Raw genomic sequence first — 16,266 nt, forward strand, 5'->3', positions numbered from 1 at the left:
GACTGCGCGAGAGCGTCGCTGTCGGGGAGGGCCCGAGCCTTCGTCCACTGTCACACCTTTCGATCCGCATCTCAACTACTACGCTGCATAGTAGTTGAGAGGTGGATCGGAGCTGGAGTTGGTGTCCTTCGTAGCGAATAGCCGAGCGCAAGAAGAGCACTCGCGGTCGCGATCCACTGCGGGAGGTCCCCGGCGACAGTGGCGGGGGTGAGCCCCGTACCGAGTGTGATCGATGTGACCACTGCCGCCGAGGTGAACAGCTCCGTCTCGCCCGAGATCGACCCACGCGCGTCGATGACGGCGCTGACGCCGCTGGTGGCCGCGACGACGACGGGGCGGCCGTGTTCGACTGCACGCACCCGCGACATCGCGAGCTGTTGATAGGTCATGTTGGTGCGGCCGAACGTGGCGTTGTTGGTGGGCACCGCGATCAGGCTTGCTCCGGCGCGAACGGACTCGGTGAGCAGTGGATCGAAGGCGACCTCGTAGCAGGTCGCGACGGCGAGCCGGACACCGGCGAGGTCTACGACACCGTTGCCGTCACCGGGGATGAAGTTTCCCGCCTGGGCGGCGAACGGAGCGAGAGCAGTGACAAGGGGGCGTAGCGGCAGATACTCCCCGAACGGTACGAGCTGGCGTTTGTCGTGCTCCTGCCCGGGCCCGGTCTCCGGGTCCCATACGATGGACGTGTTCCGGGACGTGCCGTCGTCCTGCTGCAGTACCGCCCCGACGAGGATCGGAACCCCGATCGCCTGTGCTGCCTCATCGATCCGTTGCGCTGCATCGAGATTACGTAGCGGATCGATATCGGAGGAATTTTCCGGCCAGATGACCAGATCCGGTTGGTCCACCCGGCCGGAGCGAACCTCGGCGGCGAGCTCGATCGTGCGTTGTACGTGATTGTCGAGCACAGCCCGCCGTTGGCTGTTGAAATCGAGACCCGATCGGGGCACGTTACCTTGGATCGAGGCGACTGTGATCCGTTCTTGCGCAGCTGGAGCGAAGTACGGTGCCGCTACGGTCACCGCCGCGACGGCGACGGTCGATCCCAGGCACGCCACGCGTCGACCACGACCGGAGACGACGAACAAGGCCATCGCGCTGCCCGTCATGACGACGACGAAGGACAGACCAGGAGCACCGGCCAGTGAGGCGAGGGGAAGAAGGGGGCCATCTGCTTGACCGAATGCGATTCTTCCCCAGGGAAATCCGCCGAAGGGAATGCGAGATCGAATGGCCTCCATGGCAACCCATGCACATGCGATCCAGACGAATCCGAAACGCAAGCGGGACAACCGATCCACTGTTGCCCCGAAGATCGCCACGAACAGCGCCTGGATGGTGGCCAGTGCCAACCACGGCGCTGCGCCGACGTACTCCCCCACCCACGGGAGCAGAGGTAGGAACAGTGCTAGGCCCATGATCATGCCGTAGCACGCGCCCGCGCGGGCGGATTGTCCACGCACGGTCGCCACGAACATCGCGATTGCCACTGGCGCGAGAATCCACACTCCGATCGGCGGGAAACTGGCGTACAAACCCAACCCCGCCGAGGCGGCTGCGGCAAGCCGGATCCCGATACCGAATCCGCGCCTGGAACGTCCGCGACGAGGCTGCTCCGGATCGTGGTCACCGCACGGTGATGGTCCGATCGGTCCCGCATCGGGTGTAACCGTCATCAACGCTTCCTGACATCATCGTTCGCCGCGGAAGCCCCACCGTACATGAACTACTATGACGAATAGTATTTGACGTGTGATAATGCCAGCGGCAACGGCAATGTCGACAACAGTCGAATCTCTCTGATGCACAACCGAAGCGAGGGCCGATGAAACACCACTCCGCCGCGCGGCTGCGCCTGTCGACCTCGGCGCTCGTCGCCATCTTGGTGGTGCTCTCCCTCGGTGCAGGCTCGTGGGCCCGGCGGAGCCTTCCCGGGACTCCGGCCGAACTGGGACCACTGCAACTGCGGCTGACGTTCAACAGCGGGGTGGCCTTCGGCTTGGGCAACGCCTTGCCGCTCTGGGTCGTTACTGCCGTGACCGGCTCGATCACGGCAGGGCTGGCGCTGTACGCCTGGCGCGCCGCCCGGGAGGCCGGACCGGTGACTATGATTGCGCTCGGTTCGATCCTGGCCGGTGCCGTGTCCAATGTGATCGACCGTCTCGTCAACGGAGCGGTCACCGACTACTTTCATACCGGCTGGTGGCCGACGTTCAACCTGCCCGATGTCTACATCACCTGCGGCGTCGCGGCCTTGATCGTGACATCGCTGCTCACACACCCTCAGACCGAGCTCGAGCCCCGTTCCGGCGAGTCGGCAGCCCCCGGCGTCGGCGAATGAACCGGTAGTCGTCGCCGGGAGCTACGACTACCAGTTCATCTCCCGGCAGCGGCCTTCCCCATCGGCGGGCTCCACTTGCAAGGTCGCGTGCTCGAGCCCATAGTCCTCGCCCAGAATTCGCTGCGCCGTAGCGAGCACACTCGGCGATTGCGCACCAGGGGTGATGGTCAGATGCGCCGATGCGACCTCCATTCCGGACGTCAGTGTCCAGATGTGCAGATCGTGCACCTCGTCGACACCGTCGACGCCGCTCAGCGACTTCTCCACTGCAGTGACATCGATGCCGGCAGGGGCATGTTGCAGAAGTATGCGCACCGCGTGGCGGCCCAGACTGAATGCACGAGGCAGGACGAACAACCCGATCGCGACGGCGATCACGGGGTCCGCGTACCGCCAGCCGAGCACGACGGTCACCAGACCACTGATCAGCACTCCGATCGAGCCGAGCATGTCGGCCATGACCTCGAGATAGGCACCCCGAACGTTGAGGCTTTCCTGCGCCCCGCTGCGCAGCAGCACGAACGCGATGACATTCATCGCAAGACCGAGCACCGCGACGATCATCACCGGCACACCAGGCACCTGGGGCGGGTCCGAAATACGCTGTGCGGCTTCGAAGAGAATCCAACCCGCCACACCGAACAGAAGCAGGGCGTTGAACAGTGCTGCGAACACCTCGGCTCGGTACAGGCCAAATGTGCGATCGGAACGCGTCGTTCTCCGTTGTGCGAGCTTGATCGCCACGATTGCCATCAAAATTCCGAACACATCGGTGAACACATGCGCGGAGTCCGACAGCAACGCCAACGAGGACGTGTACAAGCCCACCACGACTTGCGTCACGAGAGTGACCGCCCCCAGGCCGACTGCAATCCACAGTCGTCCTAGATGTCTGCCGGAGGCGCTCGCCGCCGAGTTCGCGTCGATACCGTGGCCGTGTCCATGTCCGTGCCCCATGATCGCCCCTTTCGGATCTGTTCGACGCAACATATTGTGATATGCGCATATATGCAACTAACCGTTTGGTTCATGCTTGCCGGACCGGCCCGGTCGTGTCAACTATGCTGCGTAGTATTTCCCGGTCGGTGAAGCAGGCGCACCCGCCTGCTTCACCGACCGACCACGAAAGGTCCTCTACATGTCCACCGATGCCCAGGAGCGCCGCGGTGCTGTGAATCGACGCACCGGAGCCCAGGTGATCCTGTTGTGCGCTGCCATCGCCGGCATCGTCGCGGCACTACTCGCGGCACTGTCGACCTCGCAGGCCCTGATTCTGTTGGGAATCCCCGATCCCGGGGCACTGACGACGTTCGGGATTCCGGCGCTCACGGCGCTCGGGGAAACATCGGCCGTCGTGGCAGTGGGATCCTTGCTGCTGGCGGCGTTTCTCGTTCCGCCGCAGAGATCGGGAGTGCTCGACATCGACGGCTACGTCGCCGTGCGCGCTGCAGCGAAAGCCTCCGCGGTGTGGGCGGTCTGCGCGGCGCTTCTCGTTCCGTTGACACTCTCGGATGCCTCCGGTCAGCCGGTCGGGGCGATCGCCGGCCAGCCGCTGCAGTTTCTGCGTGCCATCGGCGACGTCGATGTCGCGACCGCTTGGATGTTCACCTCCTTGATCGGGGCAGCAACCGCTGTCGGATGCGCGATAGCATTGCGGCACAACTGGACTCCAGCTCTGCTCACCATGGCGTTGTTCGCGCTGATGCCCCGAGCGGTGAGCGGCCATTCTTCGACCGGCGGTAATCACGACATCGCCACCAACTCGTTGATCCTGCACATTCTCGCGGCAGCTCTATGGGCGGGTGGACTACTCGCGCTACTGGTTCACGCTTTGCGCGGCGGAGGGCACCTCGCACTCGCCACTCGCCGCTACTCCACGATCGCACTGATCGCGTTCGTGACCATGGCCGCATCCGGAGTGATCAACGCCGCCGTCCGGGTGCCGCTGGACTCGCTGTGGGAGTCCACCTACGGAATCCTGGTACTCGCCAAGGTCGCCGCCCTGACCGTCGTCGGCGTCCTGGGGTGGCGTCAACGACGAAACACGGTCGGCGCACTCGCCCTCGACCCAGCCAACCGAAAGCCCCTCATCACCCTGTCCCTGATCGAGGCGCTCGTGTTGGTCACCACGATCGGCCTCGCTGTCGCTCTGGGGCGCACTCCCCCGCCCGCCCCTGAATCGACCGAACTACCCCAAGCCCATGAGGAAGCACTCGGCTTCGTGCTCGACGGCCCGCCCACCGCAGCACGCCTGGCTTTCGAATGGCGATTCGATCTACTGTTCGGCTCGGCAGCAATCCTGCTGGCAACGCTGTACCTGATCGCACTCCGTCGCCGCCGCGCAGCAGGGCTGACATGGCGACGACGATGGACCGCCAGTTGGCTCGCGGGGACCGCGGTGCTGTTGATCGCCACATCGTCCGGCGTCGGTCTCTACAGTCCGGCGATGTTCAGCGTGCACATGGCCGGATTGACCGCAGTGGCGATCGCGACACCGCTGCTACTGGTGATCGGGCGCCCGATCACGCTGGTGGCATCGATCCTGCCGACAGCATCACCCGGCGCTGCTCCCGGACTTCGACGATGGCTGTCAGCAGCGTTCCACAGTCGAACGACCGCGTTCTTGCTCAATCCATGGATCGGTGCAGCGATGCTACTGGGGAGCTTCTATCTGCTGTATTCGGGCGGAGTGTTCGATTTCGTCGCCGATTCGCATGTGGCACACGCGGCGATGAAAGCGTGGTTCCTGATCGTGGGCCTGTTGTTCTTCTGGGGCACCGTCGGGCTCGATCCCACGCCCCGGCCGATCTCCGGGCTGTCCAAGCTGTTGTCCAGCATCCTCGCCTTGGCAGGCTTCGCGTTCTTCCTGGTCTCGCTCATCGACATCGAGACAGCGCTGGGCGGCACCTTCTACAGCGGTCTACGACTGGACTGGAACTCCGATCTACTCGCCGATCAACGACTCGCGGGCAACCTTGCTTGGGGCATCGGCGAACTCCCTCTGTTGGCTGCCGCCGTCCTCGCGGCGGTGCGCTGGTCCGCAGCTGACGAGAACGCAGCACGGCGGCGAGACCAAGCCATCGACGACACCGGTGATGAGGAACTCGACGCCTACAACTCCATGCTGGACGACCTTTCGTCTCGACCGGGTAACGGCTGACTCGCGCACACCCTCCTCGGACGTCTCTCCACGACCGGGGAACATGGCGTCTGACCAGCGCCGATTCCCCATCGCGAGATCCTCGGCGAAAAACTATGCGGAATAGTAGTAGCCTGTCCGTTGACCGTCACCAATTCGTTATCTCCCGCAGGCTTTCAAGTCGCGTGAGCAACCGAGGACTCACCTTTTGGCCCGACACCGCAAACCCGACACCATCGACGACGAGCACTCGTTCGCCGTCCACCGGTCGACCGAACGAGCTGTGCCGGATAGGGGCAAGCTACCCAGTGCCCAGTTCCTCCCGTCGCGCTTCGTGGTCCCGGCATCCACTTCACTGTCGGTCCCAACGGTTCCAGCGCTCGACATCTCGCTCGAACGACGCACACCATGGCTCGACGAGCAGGATGGGGATCCGCCCGCTGCCGCGGAAGGCGTTCCGGAGCTGCACAAGGCGGCGTCAGTCGGACACCACCGCACCGAGGGGCACGGCCGAGTGCGCCGACTCGGTGCACATCGGCGCCGAGTCCCCAAGCCGGGAGGACGCGCCGTCGCGGCCTCTGTGGCAGTCGGTGCGTTTTTGTCCGCAGCTGCCAGTTCACAGGACGCACCGGCCGAGCATGTGGCGCTGAGTGCATCGAGCAGCGACCAGCCGTCCGCCGGCCTGGCCCAGGGCAGTGCCGCTGGGGTGGAACCGGCCCAGATCTTGCAGGTGCCCGATCTCGACGTCGGCAAGCTTGCCCGACGATTTACCGAGCAACTGGCCGAGGGCAGGGCGAGAGAGGTCGAGCGGGCCGCACGCGAGGCCGAGGCGCGCCGTCCCCTGACGTTGGTTCCGGTGTCGGGGACCCTGACCTCGAACTACGGCGCGCGGTGGGGCACGACGCATTACGGTCTCGACATCGCCAACACGATCGGAACTCCGATCGTGTCGGTGACCGACGGTGAGGTCATCGAATCGGGACCGGCGCAGGGGTTCGGGTTGTGGATCCGAGTCAAGCAAGACGACGGCACGATCGGCGTCTATGGCCACATCAACGAAACGCTGGTCACTGCCGGTCAACGAGTGAAAGCCGGCGACCTGATTGCTACGGTAGGAAACCGCGGTCAGTCGACCGGCCCACATCTGCACTACGAGGTGTGGCAACCCGACGGGGTCAAATCCGATCCGATGGCATGGCTATCCGCTCGCGGTGTGGATGTCACCTGATGACGACAAGGGAAAATGTGCGATGAAGAGGCTCGGCGACCTCGAAGCAGAAGTGATGAACGTGCTGTGGGAGTGCACGGAGCCGCAGTCGGTCCACGATCTGCTCGCGCACATGGCAGATCGACAGTTCGCGTACACAACCATCTTGACCGTGGTGACCCATCTCCACGAGAAGGGATGGGTCGAGCGCACCAAGGTCTCGCGCGCCTATATGTACTCACCCGCGCAGACACGTGCGGAAGCGACGTCACAGGCGCTGCGAGAAATTCTGGACACCAGCCACGACTCCGCCGCAGTGCTAATGCATTTCGCGAAGACGGTTACCGACGACGAGCTCCAAGCCCTACGCGGCAGCCTCCCGGACGCCGACCGATGATCGTCGCGCTGGCGCTCGTGCTCGCGGCCGTGCTGTCGGCCCTCACTGGACCACGGTGGCTCGCATCACTCACGCGGACCGTGTCGCCTGTACTTGCTCTGTCTGCGTGGATCGGGACCGTCGCGGGTGTGTTCTTTCTGCTCGGTTCGGCGGTGGTGGTGCTGATATGGCCCGACCATGCTCCCGCGGAAGGATTTGTCGAGCTCGCGGTTCGATGCCTGGGTTCACTGCAACATGCCGTTCAACCATGGGTGGGAGAAGCCGCCGCAGTCGCCGCCGCAGCAGTGTTCGTCGGTGCAACCGTGCGGTTGACGCGTCTGGCCCGACGACAGATCAGAACCCGATCGCAGGTACGCAACCAACACCTGGACGTCCTGGCGATAGTGGCTCGTCGACAAGCCGGTCCGGATCCGGTCATGTGGCTCGATCATCCCCTGCCCCTGGCCTACAGCATCGACGGACGACCCGGATATATCGTGGCCACCGCCGGCTTGGCCGAGCGTCTCGACTCCGAACAGCAACGGGCAGTCCTGCTGCATGAGCGCGCGCACCTGCGCGGCCGACACCACCGCATCGTCACGCTCTGTGAGATCTTGGCCGCAGCGTTCCCGCGGGTTCCCTTGTTCGCTGCTGCACCGGCGGCGGTCCGTATGCTCGTCGAACTCGCCGCAGACCGGGCTGCAGCCGACGGAACCAGCCCCGAGGCGGTGCGCGCGGCACTGTCGAGGGTCTGCGGATCCGACTCCGACTCCCCCCGGCCGGACTGGGCGTTGGGCGTTTTCAGCGAGTCGACCACCGAACGGCTGCGGCAACTCGACGGAAAGTCGGAACCCGGCACACGACGTCGCGCGGGTGCCATCACAGCGATCGCGATGCTTCCACTGCTCGCACCCACCGCCTTGGCCGTGATCTCCCTCAGTGCCGTATCCGCCCTGGCGTGCATCACGTTTCAGACCTGACCCTAAATACTATGCAGCATAGTATTTAGGTTATTCTGGCGAGCGCGTTCCTTTTCGTGTTCGACAGAAGGTGGTTTCCATGACGGCGCTGACATCTCCTCCCGCTGCGCCAGCGGTGCGGCCCTACCCTCCGCGTCGAGCACGTAAGGGCTCGTTCCTCTACACGATGATCACCACCACCGACCCGAAAGTCATCGGGGTGATGTATCTGGTGACCTCGTTCGGCTTCTTCCTCGTCGGCGGACTGATGGCCCTGATCATGCGGTCCGAACTCGCCGTTCCTGGTATGCAGTTCTTGTCCAACGAGCAGTACAACCAGCTGTTCACCATGCACGGGACGATCATGTTGCTCCTCTACGCAACGCCGATCGTCTTCGGATTCGGCAACTACATTCTGCCGCTGCAAATCGGTGCGCCGGACGTCGCCTTTCCGCGACTGAATGCCTTCAGTTACTGGCTCTACCTCAGTGGCGCTCTGGTCACCACCGCAGGGTTCATCACTCCCGGCGGCGCGGCGGACTTCGGCTGGACCGCCTACACGCCGCTCAGCAGCGCCATCTACTCCCCCGGTATCGGCGCGGACCTGTGGATCGTCGGCTTGCTCGTTGCCGGACTGGGCACCATCTTGGGTGGGGTCAACATGATCACCACGATCGTGTGTCTGCGTGCCCCGGGCATGACCATGTTCCGCATGCCGGTCTTCACCTGGAACATTCTGGTGACGTCCATCCTCATCCTGCTGGCATTCCCGCTGTTGACGGCGGCCCTGTTCGGGCTGCTCGCCGACCGCAAGCTCGGCACCCACATCTTTGATCCCGCGAACGGCGGGGCGCTGCTGTGGCAGCATCTGTTCTGGTTCTTCGGCCACCCCGAGGTCTACATCATCGCGCTCCCGTTCTTCGGTATCGTCTCGGAAATCTTCCCGGTCTTCAGCCGTAAACCGATCTTCGGCTACAAGGGCCTGATCTACGCCACCCTCGGTATCGCAGCACTGTCCATCGCGGTGTGGGCACACCACATGTATGCCACCGGAGCAGTGCTCCTACCCTTCTTCTCCTTCATGACGTTCTTGATCGCCGTTCCGACGGGAGTGAAAATCTTCAACTGGATCGGCACCATGTGGCGCGGACAGGTCACCCTCGAATCTCCGATGCTCTTCTCCATCGGCTTCCTCATCACCTTCGTCTTCGGCGGACTCTCCGGCGTGTTGCTGGCGAGCCCCCCGATCGACTTCAACGTCACCGACACCTACTTCGTCGTGGCCCATTTCCATTACGTCGTCTTCGGCACGGTCGTGTTCGCCACCTACGCAGGCATCTACTTCTGGTTCCCCAAGATGACCGGCCGGATGCTCGACGAACGCCTCGGCAAATGGCATTTCTGGCTCACCTTCCTCGGTTTCCACGCAACCTTCCTCGTCCAGCACTGGCTCGGCGCGCAAGGCATGCCTCGGCGCTACGCCGACTACATCCCCTCCGACGGCTTCACCACGTTGAACCAGATTTCCACAGTCGGATCGTTCATCCTCGGAGCTTCGACGCTGCCGTTCATCTGGAACGTGTTCAAGAGCTACCGCTACGGTGAGGTCGTCACCGTCGACGATCCGTGGGGCTTCGGTAACTCGTTGGAATGGGCGACGAGCTGTCCGCCGCCGCGGCACAACTTCACCGAGATCCCTCGCATTCGCTCCGAGCGACCTGCGTTCGAGCTGCACTACCCGCACATGGTGGAAAAAATACGGGCCGAGCAGCACGTTGGTGGCCCACACCCGGATTCGATCGCACCGTCGGAAGTGATCACTGAATCCATTGCAGGAAAAGATGATTCCGACCCGCCGAGCTCGCTCCGCTGACGCGGAACCGACTGCAGTCCAGCCCATCTCATACAGAAAGCATTCACGTGAAACGACTGTTCTTGATCGCTGTAATGATGTGCGGCGCAGCGCTTGTCGGCGCGTCCCCAGCGGCGGCGCATAGTGAGTTGGTCAGCTCGGATCCACCTGCCGACGTCACGCTCGAATTCGCGCCGATCGGTGTGGGATTGGTGTTCAACCAGAACATCAACGAATCCTTCGCAACCATCACCCTGGTCGGTCCGGACGAGCAGCAATGGTCGCAGGGCTCGACAACCGTCGACGGACCCGATGTCACCATTTCCGTCAAAGACGGACTTCCCAATGGCGACTACACCGTCGGGTATCGCGTGACGTCGGCCGACGGGCACCCCATCACCGGGTCGTACGGATTCTCGGTCGACGTCGCCGCGACCACCGCAGTCGATCAGAACGCCGCATCACCGGAATCGTCCGCTGCTGGAGCCGTGACCACGACGACACCGTCTTCAGTGCCTGCGTACGATCCGGCCGATCCCTCGGCCAGCGAGGGCGAGCGGCCACCGAAGCAGAACACGATGATGCTGCTGTCGATCGTCGCCATCGCCGTCCTGCTCCTCGGCGCCATCGCACTGGCATTGGTGTTCCGGGCGAAGAACAAGCAGTGATGCCCGGGCGATGAACCGTGCAGTAGTCGACACGCCGACAGCGCCGCCCACCCTCTCGGCACTGCTGAGCTGGGATATCCCGCCTCTTCCTGTTCTGCCGATCACCGGCATCGTCATGGCAGCGTTGTACTGCTGGGGACTGCACCGAGTCCGGAAGAAGAGCATCTACTGGTCACCGTGGCGCAGTGCCAGCTTCCTTCTCGGTTGCCTGTTTCTCGTACTGGTCACCGGACTACAGGTCGAGCGCTACGGCTACAGCATGTTCAGCGTCTTCATGTTCCAGCACCTGACATTGTCGATGACGATCCCACCGCTACTGGTCCTGGGCTCACCTGGGCGGATGCTGTTGCGCGCCACATCGCATCACGGGTGTGGACGCTGGATCCTGGTCGCAGCGCTGACCGGTTTGCGCAGTCGAGCCGGCAGGATCGCACTGCACCCAGGGGTGACGATCCCGCTGTTTCTGTTCAGCTACTACGGGCTGTATCTGTCCTCGATCTTCGACGGTCTGGCTGTGACCGTGATCGGTCACGTGTCGATGGAGGTCTTCTTCTTCGCCAGCGGGCTGCTGTTCATCATTCCGATCCTCGCAGTAGGACCCCTGCCGGTCCGCCAGACGAACCTGGGCCGCATGTTCGACCTCTTCGTCGAAATGCCGCTGCACGTCTTCTTCGGAGTCATATTGATGATGACCAGTACACCGATGTTGTCGACGTTCGCCTCCCCGCCGCCGGAATGGGGCGTGGACCCGGTCGACGATCAAAAACTCGCCGGAGCTCTCGCCTGGTCGTACGGAGAGCCGGTCGCACTGCTGGTCGTTCTAATCTTTTGCATCCGGTGGAATCGCGACGAGAAAGATCAGTCGGCTCTCGCGGATCGTCAGGCGGAAGAGGACGGCTACAGCGAACTCAATGCCTACAACGAGTTCTTGAAGACCATCGGCACCGATACCCGCCGGCACCGGTAACCACTATCGGCTGCCAGTGCCAGTGCTTCACCAAAGTACCCGCCACCCGCGCACTCATTGCGCGAGCCGACCAGCGCCGATCTGGGCGCCCCGGTCCCGGAGCCACGACTCCGGGTCGACCTTCTGCCCGCCGGGCGAGGTCGACTCGAAATGCAGGTGCGGTCCGGTCGAATTGCCTCGGTTGCCCACCTGCGCGATCTGCTGGCCCTTAACCACTCGCTGACCGACGGTCACCGAGTTGCCGTCGTTGTGCCCATACGTGGTGATCGACCCGTCGTCGTGTCGAATCCGAACCCACAGCCCGAATCCCTGCGCCGGACCGGCGCTGATCACCGTGCCGTCGGCCGCAGCGACGATAGGGGCGCCCAGGGAGTCGGCGATGTCGACACCGCCGTGCTGTGCGCCGGCACGCGTCCCGAAACTCGAAGTAACGATACCGCTGCTGGGCGCGGCGGCTGTCGCTGATCGCGTTGGTCCAGGTATGGGGGTTGCTTCGATGTCCGGGCGCGGGGCCGGTGCGTCGATCTCGGGCGGGGGCTGCGTAAGACGGGAATCGAGCGAATCCGGTTCGCCGGCAGCTGAATCGGATGTCGATGTCTCATCGGGGCCTTGCTCCGGCGCATGCGGCAGGGCGGGGTCCAGGAGGTCGACCTGTAGCGAGGACAGGACACGTAGCCCCAGCAATGGATCCATCCTGGTCAACGGAGTCAGACATGAGACTGTCTGCGCCGAACCGCCCGCTGCTCCCGTGGCAAGCACGTCGACGACACAACGTAACGTCTCCGCCAAAGGGTCTGAGGCGTCGTCGATGACTCCGCTGCTGCGGGCCGCTTCCACACTCGCCCACGCGAAGTTCGTCAACTCGGACAATGCGATCGGATCGGTGCCCACTTGGGCCGCGCGGTCGGCAAGGCGTATCAATCTTCCGACAGAATCGACAGCCGGTTGGTCCACCGTCGCCGCGTCGACGTTCGATGGTGTGGCGATGGCCGTCGGTGCGAGCGTGAACGCCGCCGCGACCACCATGGCGGCGATCGAGCTCGATCGCGTTCTGCGGGAGCATTTTCCGGCTACGGGCGTCGATGGCGATTCGGAGGGGGTCATGTCTGACCTTTCATGGCGGGAATGTGTATGTAGCACTGCGGTACTGCCTGCCTGTTTCTGAGTACCGGTTGACGCGGCCGGGCTTAGTTTTCTGAGAGCGGCGCGACCCTGTGCGAAGCCATCAGGGTGTCGATCTGATCGATCTCGGCAGTTTGCGTAGAGGCGATCGTCTGCGCGAAGGCAGCAACGACGGGTACCGACGCATTGTCGGCACCGAACCTCGCCATCGGGATCCCGCCCTGATGGTGGCGGCGCAGCAATTGGAGGTACGTTCCGTCGAATTCTTCTCCGTTCATACCCCCCAATGCCTGCAGCTCCGACGAGCTCGCCATTCCCGGCATCGACATCGACGCCCGCCCGTCCATCCCCATGGACATATCGTGGCCGGTCATCGACTCGTCCTCGGCCATCCACATCATCGGCGGAGCAGTCGGCACCGCCGATTTACCCCACATCGCCAACCAGCCCTGCATCGTGCCGACTTGGCTCTGCTGTGATGTCAGTACGTCGTACGCGAGGGTCCGCACAACCGGATCGGAGGAACGATCCAACGCCATAGCGGAGATTTCGATCGCCTGATTGTGATGCACCGACATGTCCTGCGCGAAGCCGACTTCGAGAGATTCTGGCGCAGGAGACTCGACGCCTGTGCCCGACGGAGACACCAGAACGCCGATCAGCACCCCCGCCAGCACTAGCGCGATGCCAACCAGAGCAACGAGAACCTGACGCCGCCCGGGTGCACGGGCCGTTTGCCGTGCAGAATCCGTATCGCCGGTGCTCATCGGCCACTTCCGTCCATCGCTGGCGTCTCATAAGAGACGGGATCGTCGAGCGGAACCGCATCGGGGCCGGGTGTGGTCGAGTCGAACTGCGGCGGATTCTCGGGATCGAACGCACCGGAGATGGTCGAGCAGCTCGCGCCGTTCTCCGGATGGGTCGATGGGTTCTGTCGCAGCGCCGCAATGAACTGAGTGATGCGCGGGTCGGACACGGAGTCGAGTTCGAGTGTGTGCCCCCGTGATTGAAGCGTGATCGGTGCCCGTAGGTCGGGGTAAGGAGACATGAACATGTACGGCTCACCCTCCACACGTGCGGTGAGTGCATCGATGTCGTCTGCCGATACACGGTTGGGGTCGTAGGTCACCCATACCGCGCCGTGTTCGAGTGCATGAACTGCGTTCTCGTTGCGTAGAGCTACCGGGTAGACGACGCCCGTACATGTCGCCCACGTCGAATCATGGGGGCCACCGAAGGGTGGACTTTGGTCGTAGGCGACGCGTTGGTTAGCCGCGACATGCCGCGCTGCTGCGTACTCGATCTCGACTACCCCTTCGATCCCCTGCGCAGGATCTGGATCCTCGGCGGTCGGCGCGAACCGCTGCGCCTGGTTGCGGTCGATGATGCGTGGGGTCAGATTGAATCCGATCAAGCCTATGAGCAGCACTATCACGAAAGTGGCGCCTACGATCGACCACGGCACTCGGCTACCTCCAGGAACCCCGCGGTGCGGCGCCCTAGCACCAGTACGGCCCCGGGTCGGCCTCGACTTACGCATCCACTCCTCCTTGTAAATACTATGAAGCATAGTATTTGCATTCGACAGTAGCTCATCCCCACGAGAGGTCGCCCCGAACCGATGCCGTTGTTCCGCAAACCCGCCACCGTCAAAGGGCTGTTGGTATTCCACGTCTTGGCCTACAACGGCGCTCGACTGCTGTTGGTGTGCGCCACCGCAGGCATCGTCCTGGCTATCAGGGCCGCAGCGGATCTGGCGATCCCCTTGCCCGCGGTGCTGTTCATCGCGCTCGCAGCCAGCCTTCCGTTCTCGGCGTTCGCGTTCAGAAAGCTCCGCCGTACCATCAACGCGGACATCGACGCCGTCGACCGCATGCGTGCAGAAGCACTGAAGAGTCCGGCCTCACGCCCGTCAGCGCGGTGCTCCTCCCGTCGAGGTAATCAATCGCACGTGAAGTGAAAGCGGGTGGGCCTGCCTTTTCTCCAACGATCTTGGTGGGGGTAGTTACCAAATGGTCGAGATGCGATGAAGACAAGCCCCGCCGATAAGTTGGTTATATGTCAGGGGCGGCTCGTCAGGACTTCCCGACGAACAGACTGCAAGCCACGTCAGAGTTCGGTGTCGTCGCCGAGCAGATCGAGGGTGCGCTGCAGGAGCGCTTCGATGCGGTCTTCGACGTCGTCGACGAGTTCGGGCACATCGGCCAGAGCGGCGTGCGCGCGGCGGCGGGCGTCGACGCCGGCTTTGTAGTATTCCGCGCCCAACGGTGCCGAGACCGCTTCCGGCGCAGTCGCACTCGGGACACTGTCGTCGTACTCGCGCGGCCTTGAGAGGCGACGCGGAGGGACATGCTGCGGCGGAATCCCGGTGCGGTGAGCATCGAGCACCGCCCCGATCGCGGCCGCAGTCATCGCTGTCGCAGGAAACGGCAGGTGGCCCCACCGGTCGATCGGCAGAGCGATCGGACCAGGCCGATCATGCAAGTCGCTCAAGTCGGGAAAAGTGTTGGCCTGCAGATGATCTACGAGCAAGGCCGTCGAGGGGTACCGATCCGAGAACTGCAGGACGATGCGCCAGCGTTCCCATATCTCAGACGGTGTACTCCCCGACGCTTCGTCGGCGTCGATACGGATCTGGTGGCTACCGCCGATCCACAAACCGTCGTCGTCGGCGCTGATATCGAACCGGTCGAGGTCCGCAATCGCTTTGTGCGAGAGTCCGACTCCGGACAGCATGAGCAGAACCGCATCTCGGCGCCCGAACAATGCTGCCGCCGACCCCTCTGTGGCGAGCGCGGTCGCCAAGGTCATGTAATGGCGGGCTCGGTGACGCGTCCTCTCGGCTCGTGCGGAGTCCAGAGCCAGGCGAAAAGAGGTGGTCCGCCCCGGCGGTGGATGACCGGTATCGAGGTGGCCTCGGTTGATCGCAGAGACACGTCAGATCTGCACCGAATCACTCGCCGGATTGTCGCCGAGAAACTCCGCAAGGGTCAAAGGCGATGCAGGCAACGCTGCAACCTCGGCGGCGACGCACCAGTCGGCGAACAGCAACCACTCGTACCGATATCGACTCGTCGACGTCGCAGTTGATCTCGGCTGCACGACTGCGACGCTACCGCCGCCCACCGACGTCAACCGTCACGCTCGTCGTCGGTACCGAACTTTCCCATCGCGACAGCCCAGTTCAACTCCGCCGCAGCCTGGACGATCGCCGCCGCTTCCAACGGGCTGCAGGTGCCGTCCTCGACCACCGCGACCACATCTTCCAGGCGCCGACACAGCGCCGCGATGTCCGCACCAGGGGAAGGCTTTGGCATCGGGTCGACAGATCGCAGCAAGGGCCCGGGTGTTGCGGAAGGTGATTCGATGACATCGACTGGCTCTGCGTCGTCGACCTGCTCTACCTCAGCGCTGTCCATCACTGTCGGGTCGCGGTAACCGATCTGGCGTTCGGCCACTTCGTCCTCGGTCTCGGGGCGGTAGTTGCGGGCATTGCCGCCCACGACTGTGCGTTGCCCTTTGCTCAATGCCACGAAGGTGGCGCGGCCGGCGTCTGGATCACCGCTGACACGAAACACCGCCGACGGCATCGACAGCTTGCGGACGATCATGCCGTCTTCGAGCCCGTTCGG

At 63.6% G+C, this 16,266-nt stretch carries 17 protein-coding genes; 9 read left to right on the forward strand and 8 right to left on the reverse strand.

The window, feature by feature from the left end; translation table 11 throughout:
• Positions 1-71 precede the first annotated feature (71 nt).
• On the reverse strand, positions 72-1,679 hold the full coding sequence (gene lnt / locus HQ354_RS20250) for an apolipoprotein N-acyltransferase (protein WP_084423579.1): 1,608 nt from the start codon (positions 1,677-1,679) through the stop codon (positions 72-74).
• A 149-nt stretch (positions 1,680-1,828) separates the two neighbouring features.
• Here lnt and lspA point away from each other — a divergent pair, with 149 nt between their 5' ends.
• Positions 1,829-2,344, forward strand: coding sequence for a signal peptidase II (lspA, locus tag HQ354_RS20255; RefSeq protein WP_068422557.1), 516 nt, complete (start codon positions 1,829-1,831; stop codon positions 2,342-2,344).
• Between the two features lie 27 nt (positions 2,345-2,371).
• Here the strand turns inward: lspA and HQ354_RS20260 are convergent, their stop codons facing one another.
• Positions 2,372-3,301 (reverse strand): cation diffusion facilitator family transporter, encoded by a 930-nt coding sequence (locus HQ354_RS20260; RefSeq protein ID WP_068422554.1) that lies wholly within the window; start codon positions 3,299-3,301, stop codon positions 2,372-2,374.
• A 181-nt stretch (positions 3,302-3,482) separates the two neighbouring features.
• Between HQ354_RS20260 and HQ354_RS20265 the strand changes: the two genes are divergently transcribed.
• The 7 genes from HQ354_RS20265 to HQ354_RS20295 all read left to right on the forward strand — a co-directional run bounded on the left by HQ354_RS20265 (position 3,483) and on the right by HQ354_RS20295 (position 11,512).
• The gene (locus HQ354_RS20265) at positions 3,483-5,504 is read left to right on the forward strand and encodes a cytochrome c oxidase assembly protein (RefSeq protein WP_068422552.1); all 2,022 of its coding nucleotides are present in this window, start codon (positions 3,483-3,485) and stop codon (positions 5,502-5,504) included.
• A 187-nt stretch (positions 5,505-5,691) separates the two neighbouring features.
• Positions 5,692-6,711: a M23 family metallopeptidase gene (locus tag HQ354_RS20270; protein ID WP_254303420.1), complete on the forward strand. Its 1,020-nt coding sequence runs from the start codon at positions 5,692-5,694 to the stop codon at positions 6,709-6,711.
• Between the two features lie 22 nt (positions 6,712-6,733).
• Positions 6,734-7,087: a BlaI/MecI/CopY family transcriptional regulator gene (locus HQ354_RS20275; protein ID WP_068422549.1), complete on the forward strand. Its 354-nt coding sequence runs from the start codon at positions 6,734-6,736 to the stop codon at positions 7,085-7,087.
• Positions 7,084-8,046 (forward strand): M56 family metallopeptidase, encoded by a 963-nt coding sequence (locus tag HQ354_RS20280; RefSeq protein ID WP_068422546.1) that lies wholly within the window; start codon positions 7,084-7,086, stop codon positions 8,044-8,046. The genes HQ354_RS20275 and HQ354_RS20280 overlap by 4 nt, the downstream gene beginning before the upstream one ends.
• 79 nt (positions 8,047-8,125) lie before the next feature.
• Positions 8,126-9,898 carry a cytochrome c oxidase subunit I gene (gene ctaD, locus HQ354_RS20285; RefSeq protein WP_068422543.1) on the forward strand — a complete coding sequence of 591 codons (1,773 nt, stop codon included), beginning with the start codon at positions 8,126-8,128 and terminating at the stop codon, positions 9,896-9,898.
• 47 nt (positions 9,899-9,945) lie between these two features.
• Positions 9,946-10,545 carry a copper resistance CopC family protein gene (locus HQ354_RS20290; RefSeq protein WP_068422540.1) on the forward strand — a complete coding sequence of 200 codons (600 nt, stop codon included), beginning with the start codon at positions 9,946-9,948 and terminating at the stop codon, positions 10,543-10,545.
• 10 nt (positions 10,546-10,555) lie between these two features.
• Positions 10,556-11,512, forward strand: a complete 957-nt coding sequence (locus HQ354_RS20295; RefSeq protein ID WP_068422537.1) for a cytochrome c oxidase assembly protein — start codon at positions 10,556-10,558, stop codon at positions 11,510-11,512.
• Positions 11,513-11,566: 54 nt separating this feature from the next.
• Here the strand turns inward: HQ354_RS20295 and HQ354_RS25685 are convergent, their stop codons facing one another.
• The 3 genes from HQ354_RS25685 to HQ354_RS20310 form a co-directional block, all read right to left on the reverse strand.
• Positions 11,567-12,616: a M23 family metallopeptidase gene (locus HQ354_RS25685; RefSeq protein ID WP_068422534.1), complete on the reverse strand. Its 1,050-nt coding sequence runs from the start codon at positions 12,614-12,616 to the stop codon at positions 11,567-11,569.
• Positions 12,617-12,699: 83 nt separating this feature from the next.
• On the reverse strand, positions 12,700-13,401 hold the full coding sequence (locus HQ354_RS20305; RefSeq protein ID WP_068422531.1) for a DUF305 domain-containing protein: 702 nt from the start codon (positions 13,399-13,401) through the stop codon (positions 12,700-12,702).
• The gene (locus HQ354_RS20310; RefSeq protein WP_068422657.1) at positions 13,398-14,174 is read right to left on the reverse strand and encodes a DUF3105 domain-containing protein; all 777 of its coding nucleotides are present in this window, start codon (positions 14,172-14,174) and stop codon (positions 13,398-13,400) included. The genes HQ354_RS20305 and HQ354_RS20310 overlap by 4 nt, the downstream gene beginning before the upstream one ends.
• An 81-nt stretch (positions 14,175-14,255) precedes the next feature.
• On the opposite strand from HQ354_RS20310, the gene HQ354_RS20315 reads away from it, so the two are divergent.
• Positions 14,256-14,594, forward strand: coding sequence for a DUF4229 domain-containing protein (locus tag HQ354_RS20315; RefSeq protein WP_068422528.1), 339 nt, complete (start codon positions 14,256-14,258; stop codon positions 14,592-14,594).
• A 149-nt stretch (positions 14,595-14,743) separates the two neighbouring features.
• Here HQ354_RS20315 and HQ354_RS20320 read toward each other — a convergent pair whose 3' ends face one another.
• The 3 genes from HQ354_RS20320 to HQ354_RS20325 all read right to left on the reverse strand — a co-directional run bounded on the left by HQ354_RS20320 (position 14,744) and on the right by HQ354_RS20325 (position 16,245).
• Entirely contained in the window at positions 14,744-15,445 is a 702-nt protein-coding gene (locus HQ354_RS20320; protein WP_254303419.1) for a hypothetical protein, read from the reverse strand.
• Between the two features lie 126 nt (positions 15,446-15,571).
• A complete protein-coding gene (locus tag HQ354_RS25690; RefSeq protein WP_254303418.1) occupies positions 15,572-15,736 on the reverse strand; it encodes a hypothetical protein in 165 nt (54 codons plus the stop codon).
• Between the two features lie 29 nt (positions 15,737-15,765).
• Positions 15,766-16,245 carry a hypothetical protein gene (locus HQ354_RS20325; protein WP_157105232.1) on the reverse strand — a complete coding sequence of 160 codons (480 nt, stop codon included), beginning with the start codon at positions 16,243-16,245 and terminating at the stop codon, positions 15,766-15,768.
• Positions 16,246-16,266: the final 21 nt, after the last annotated feature.

It is taken from the genome of Rhodococcus sp. BP-261, from assembly GCF_019835205.1.
Taxonomy (GTDB): domain Bacteria; phylum Actinomycetota; class Actinomycetes; order Mycobacteriales; family Mycobacteriaceae; genus Rhodococcoides; species Rhodococcoides kyotonensis_B.

What these genes read in the sequence shown, in the direction of transcription:
- lnt (WP_084423579.1), bottom strand. Translation starts at nt 1,679, where the DNA reads ATGACGGTTACACCCGATGCGGGACCGATCGGACCATCACCGTGCGGT.
- lspA (WP_068422557.1), top strand. Translation starts at nt 1,829, where the DNA reads ATGAAACACCACTCCGCCGCGCGGCTGCGCCTGTCGACCTCGGCGCTC.
- HQ354_RS20260 (WP_068422554.1), bottom strand. Translation starts at nt 3,301, where the DNA reads ATGGGGCACGGACATGGACACGGCCACGGTATCGACGCGAACTCGGCG.
- HQ354_RS20265 (WP_068422552.1), top strand. Translation starts at nt 3,483, where the DNA reads ATGTCCACCGATGCCCAGGAGCGCCGCGGTGCTGTGAATCGACGCACC.
- HQ354_RS20275 (WP_068422549.1), top strand. Translation starts at nt 6,734, where the DNA reads ATGAAGAGGCTCGGCGACCTCGAAGCAGAAGTGATGAACGTGCTGTGG.
- HQ354_RS20280 (WP_068422546.1), top strand. Translation starts at nt 7,084, where the DNA reads ATGATCGTCGCGCTGGCGCTCGTGCTCGCGGCCGTGCTGTCGGCCCTC.
- ctaD (WP_068422543.1), top strand. Translation starts at nt 8,126, where the DNA reads ATGACGGCGCTGACATCTCCTCCCGCTGCGCCAGCGGTGCGGCCCTAC.
- HQ354_RS20295 (WP_068422537.1), top strand. Translation starts at nt 10,556, where the DNA reads ATGAACCGTGCAGTAGTCGACACGCCGACAGCGCCGCCCACCCTCTCG.
- HQ354_RS25685 (WP_068422534.1), bottom strand. Translation starts at nt 12,616, where the DNA reads ATGACCCCCTCCGAATCGCCATCGACGCCCGTAGCCGGAAAATGCTCC.
- HQ354_RS20305 (WP_068422531.1), bottom strand. Translation starts at nt 13,401, where the DNA reads ATGAGCACCGGCGATACGGATTCTGCACGGCAAACGGCCCGTGCACCC.
- HQ354_RS20310 (WP_068422657.1), bottom strand. Translation starts at nt 14,174, where the DNA reads ATGCGTAAGTCGAGGCCGACCCGGGGCCGTACTGGTGCTAGGGCGCCG.
- HQ354_RS20315 (WP_068422528.1), top strand. Translation starts at nt 14,256, where the DNA reads ATGCCGTTGTTCCGCAAACCCGCCACCGTCAAAGGGCTGTTGGTATTC.
- HQ354_RS20320 (WP_254303419.1), bottom strand. Translation starts at nt 15,445, where the DNA reads ATGACCTTGGCGACCGCGCTCGCCACAGAGGGGTCGGCGGCAGCATTG.
- HQ354_RS20325 (WP_157105232.1), bottom strand. Translation starts at nt 16,245, where the DNA reads ATGATCGTCCGCAAGCTGTCGATGCCGTCGGCGGTGTTTCGTGTCAGC.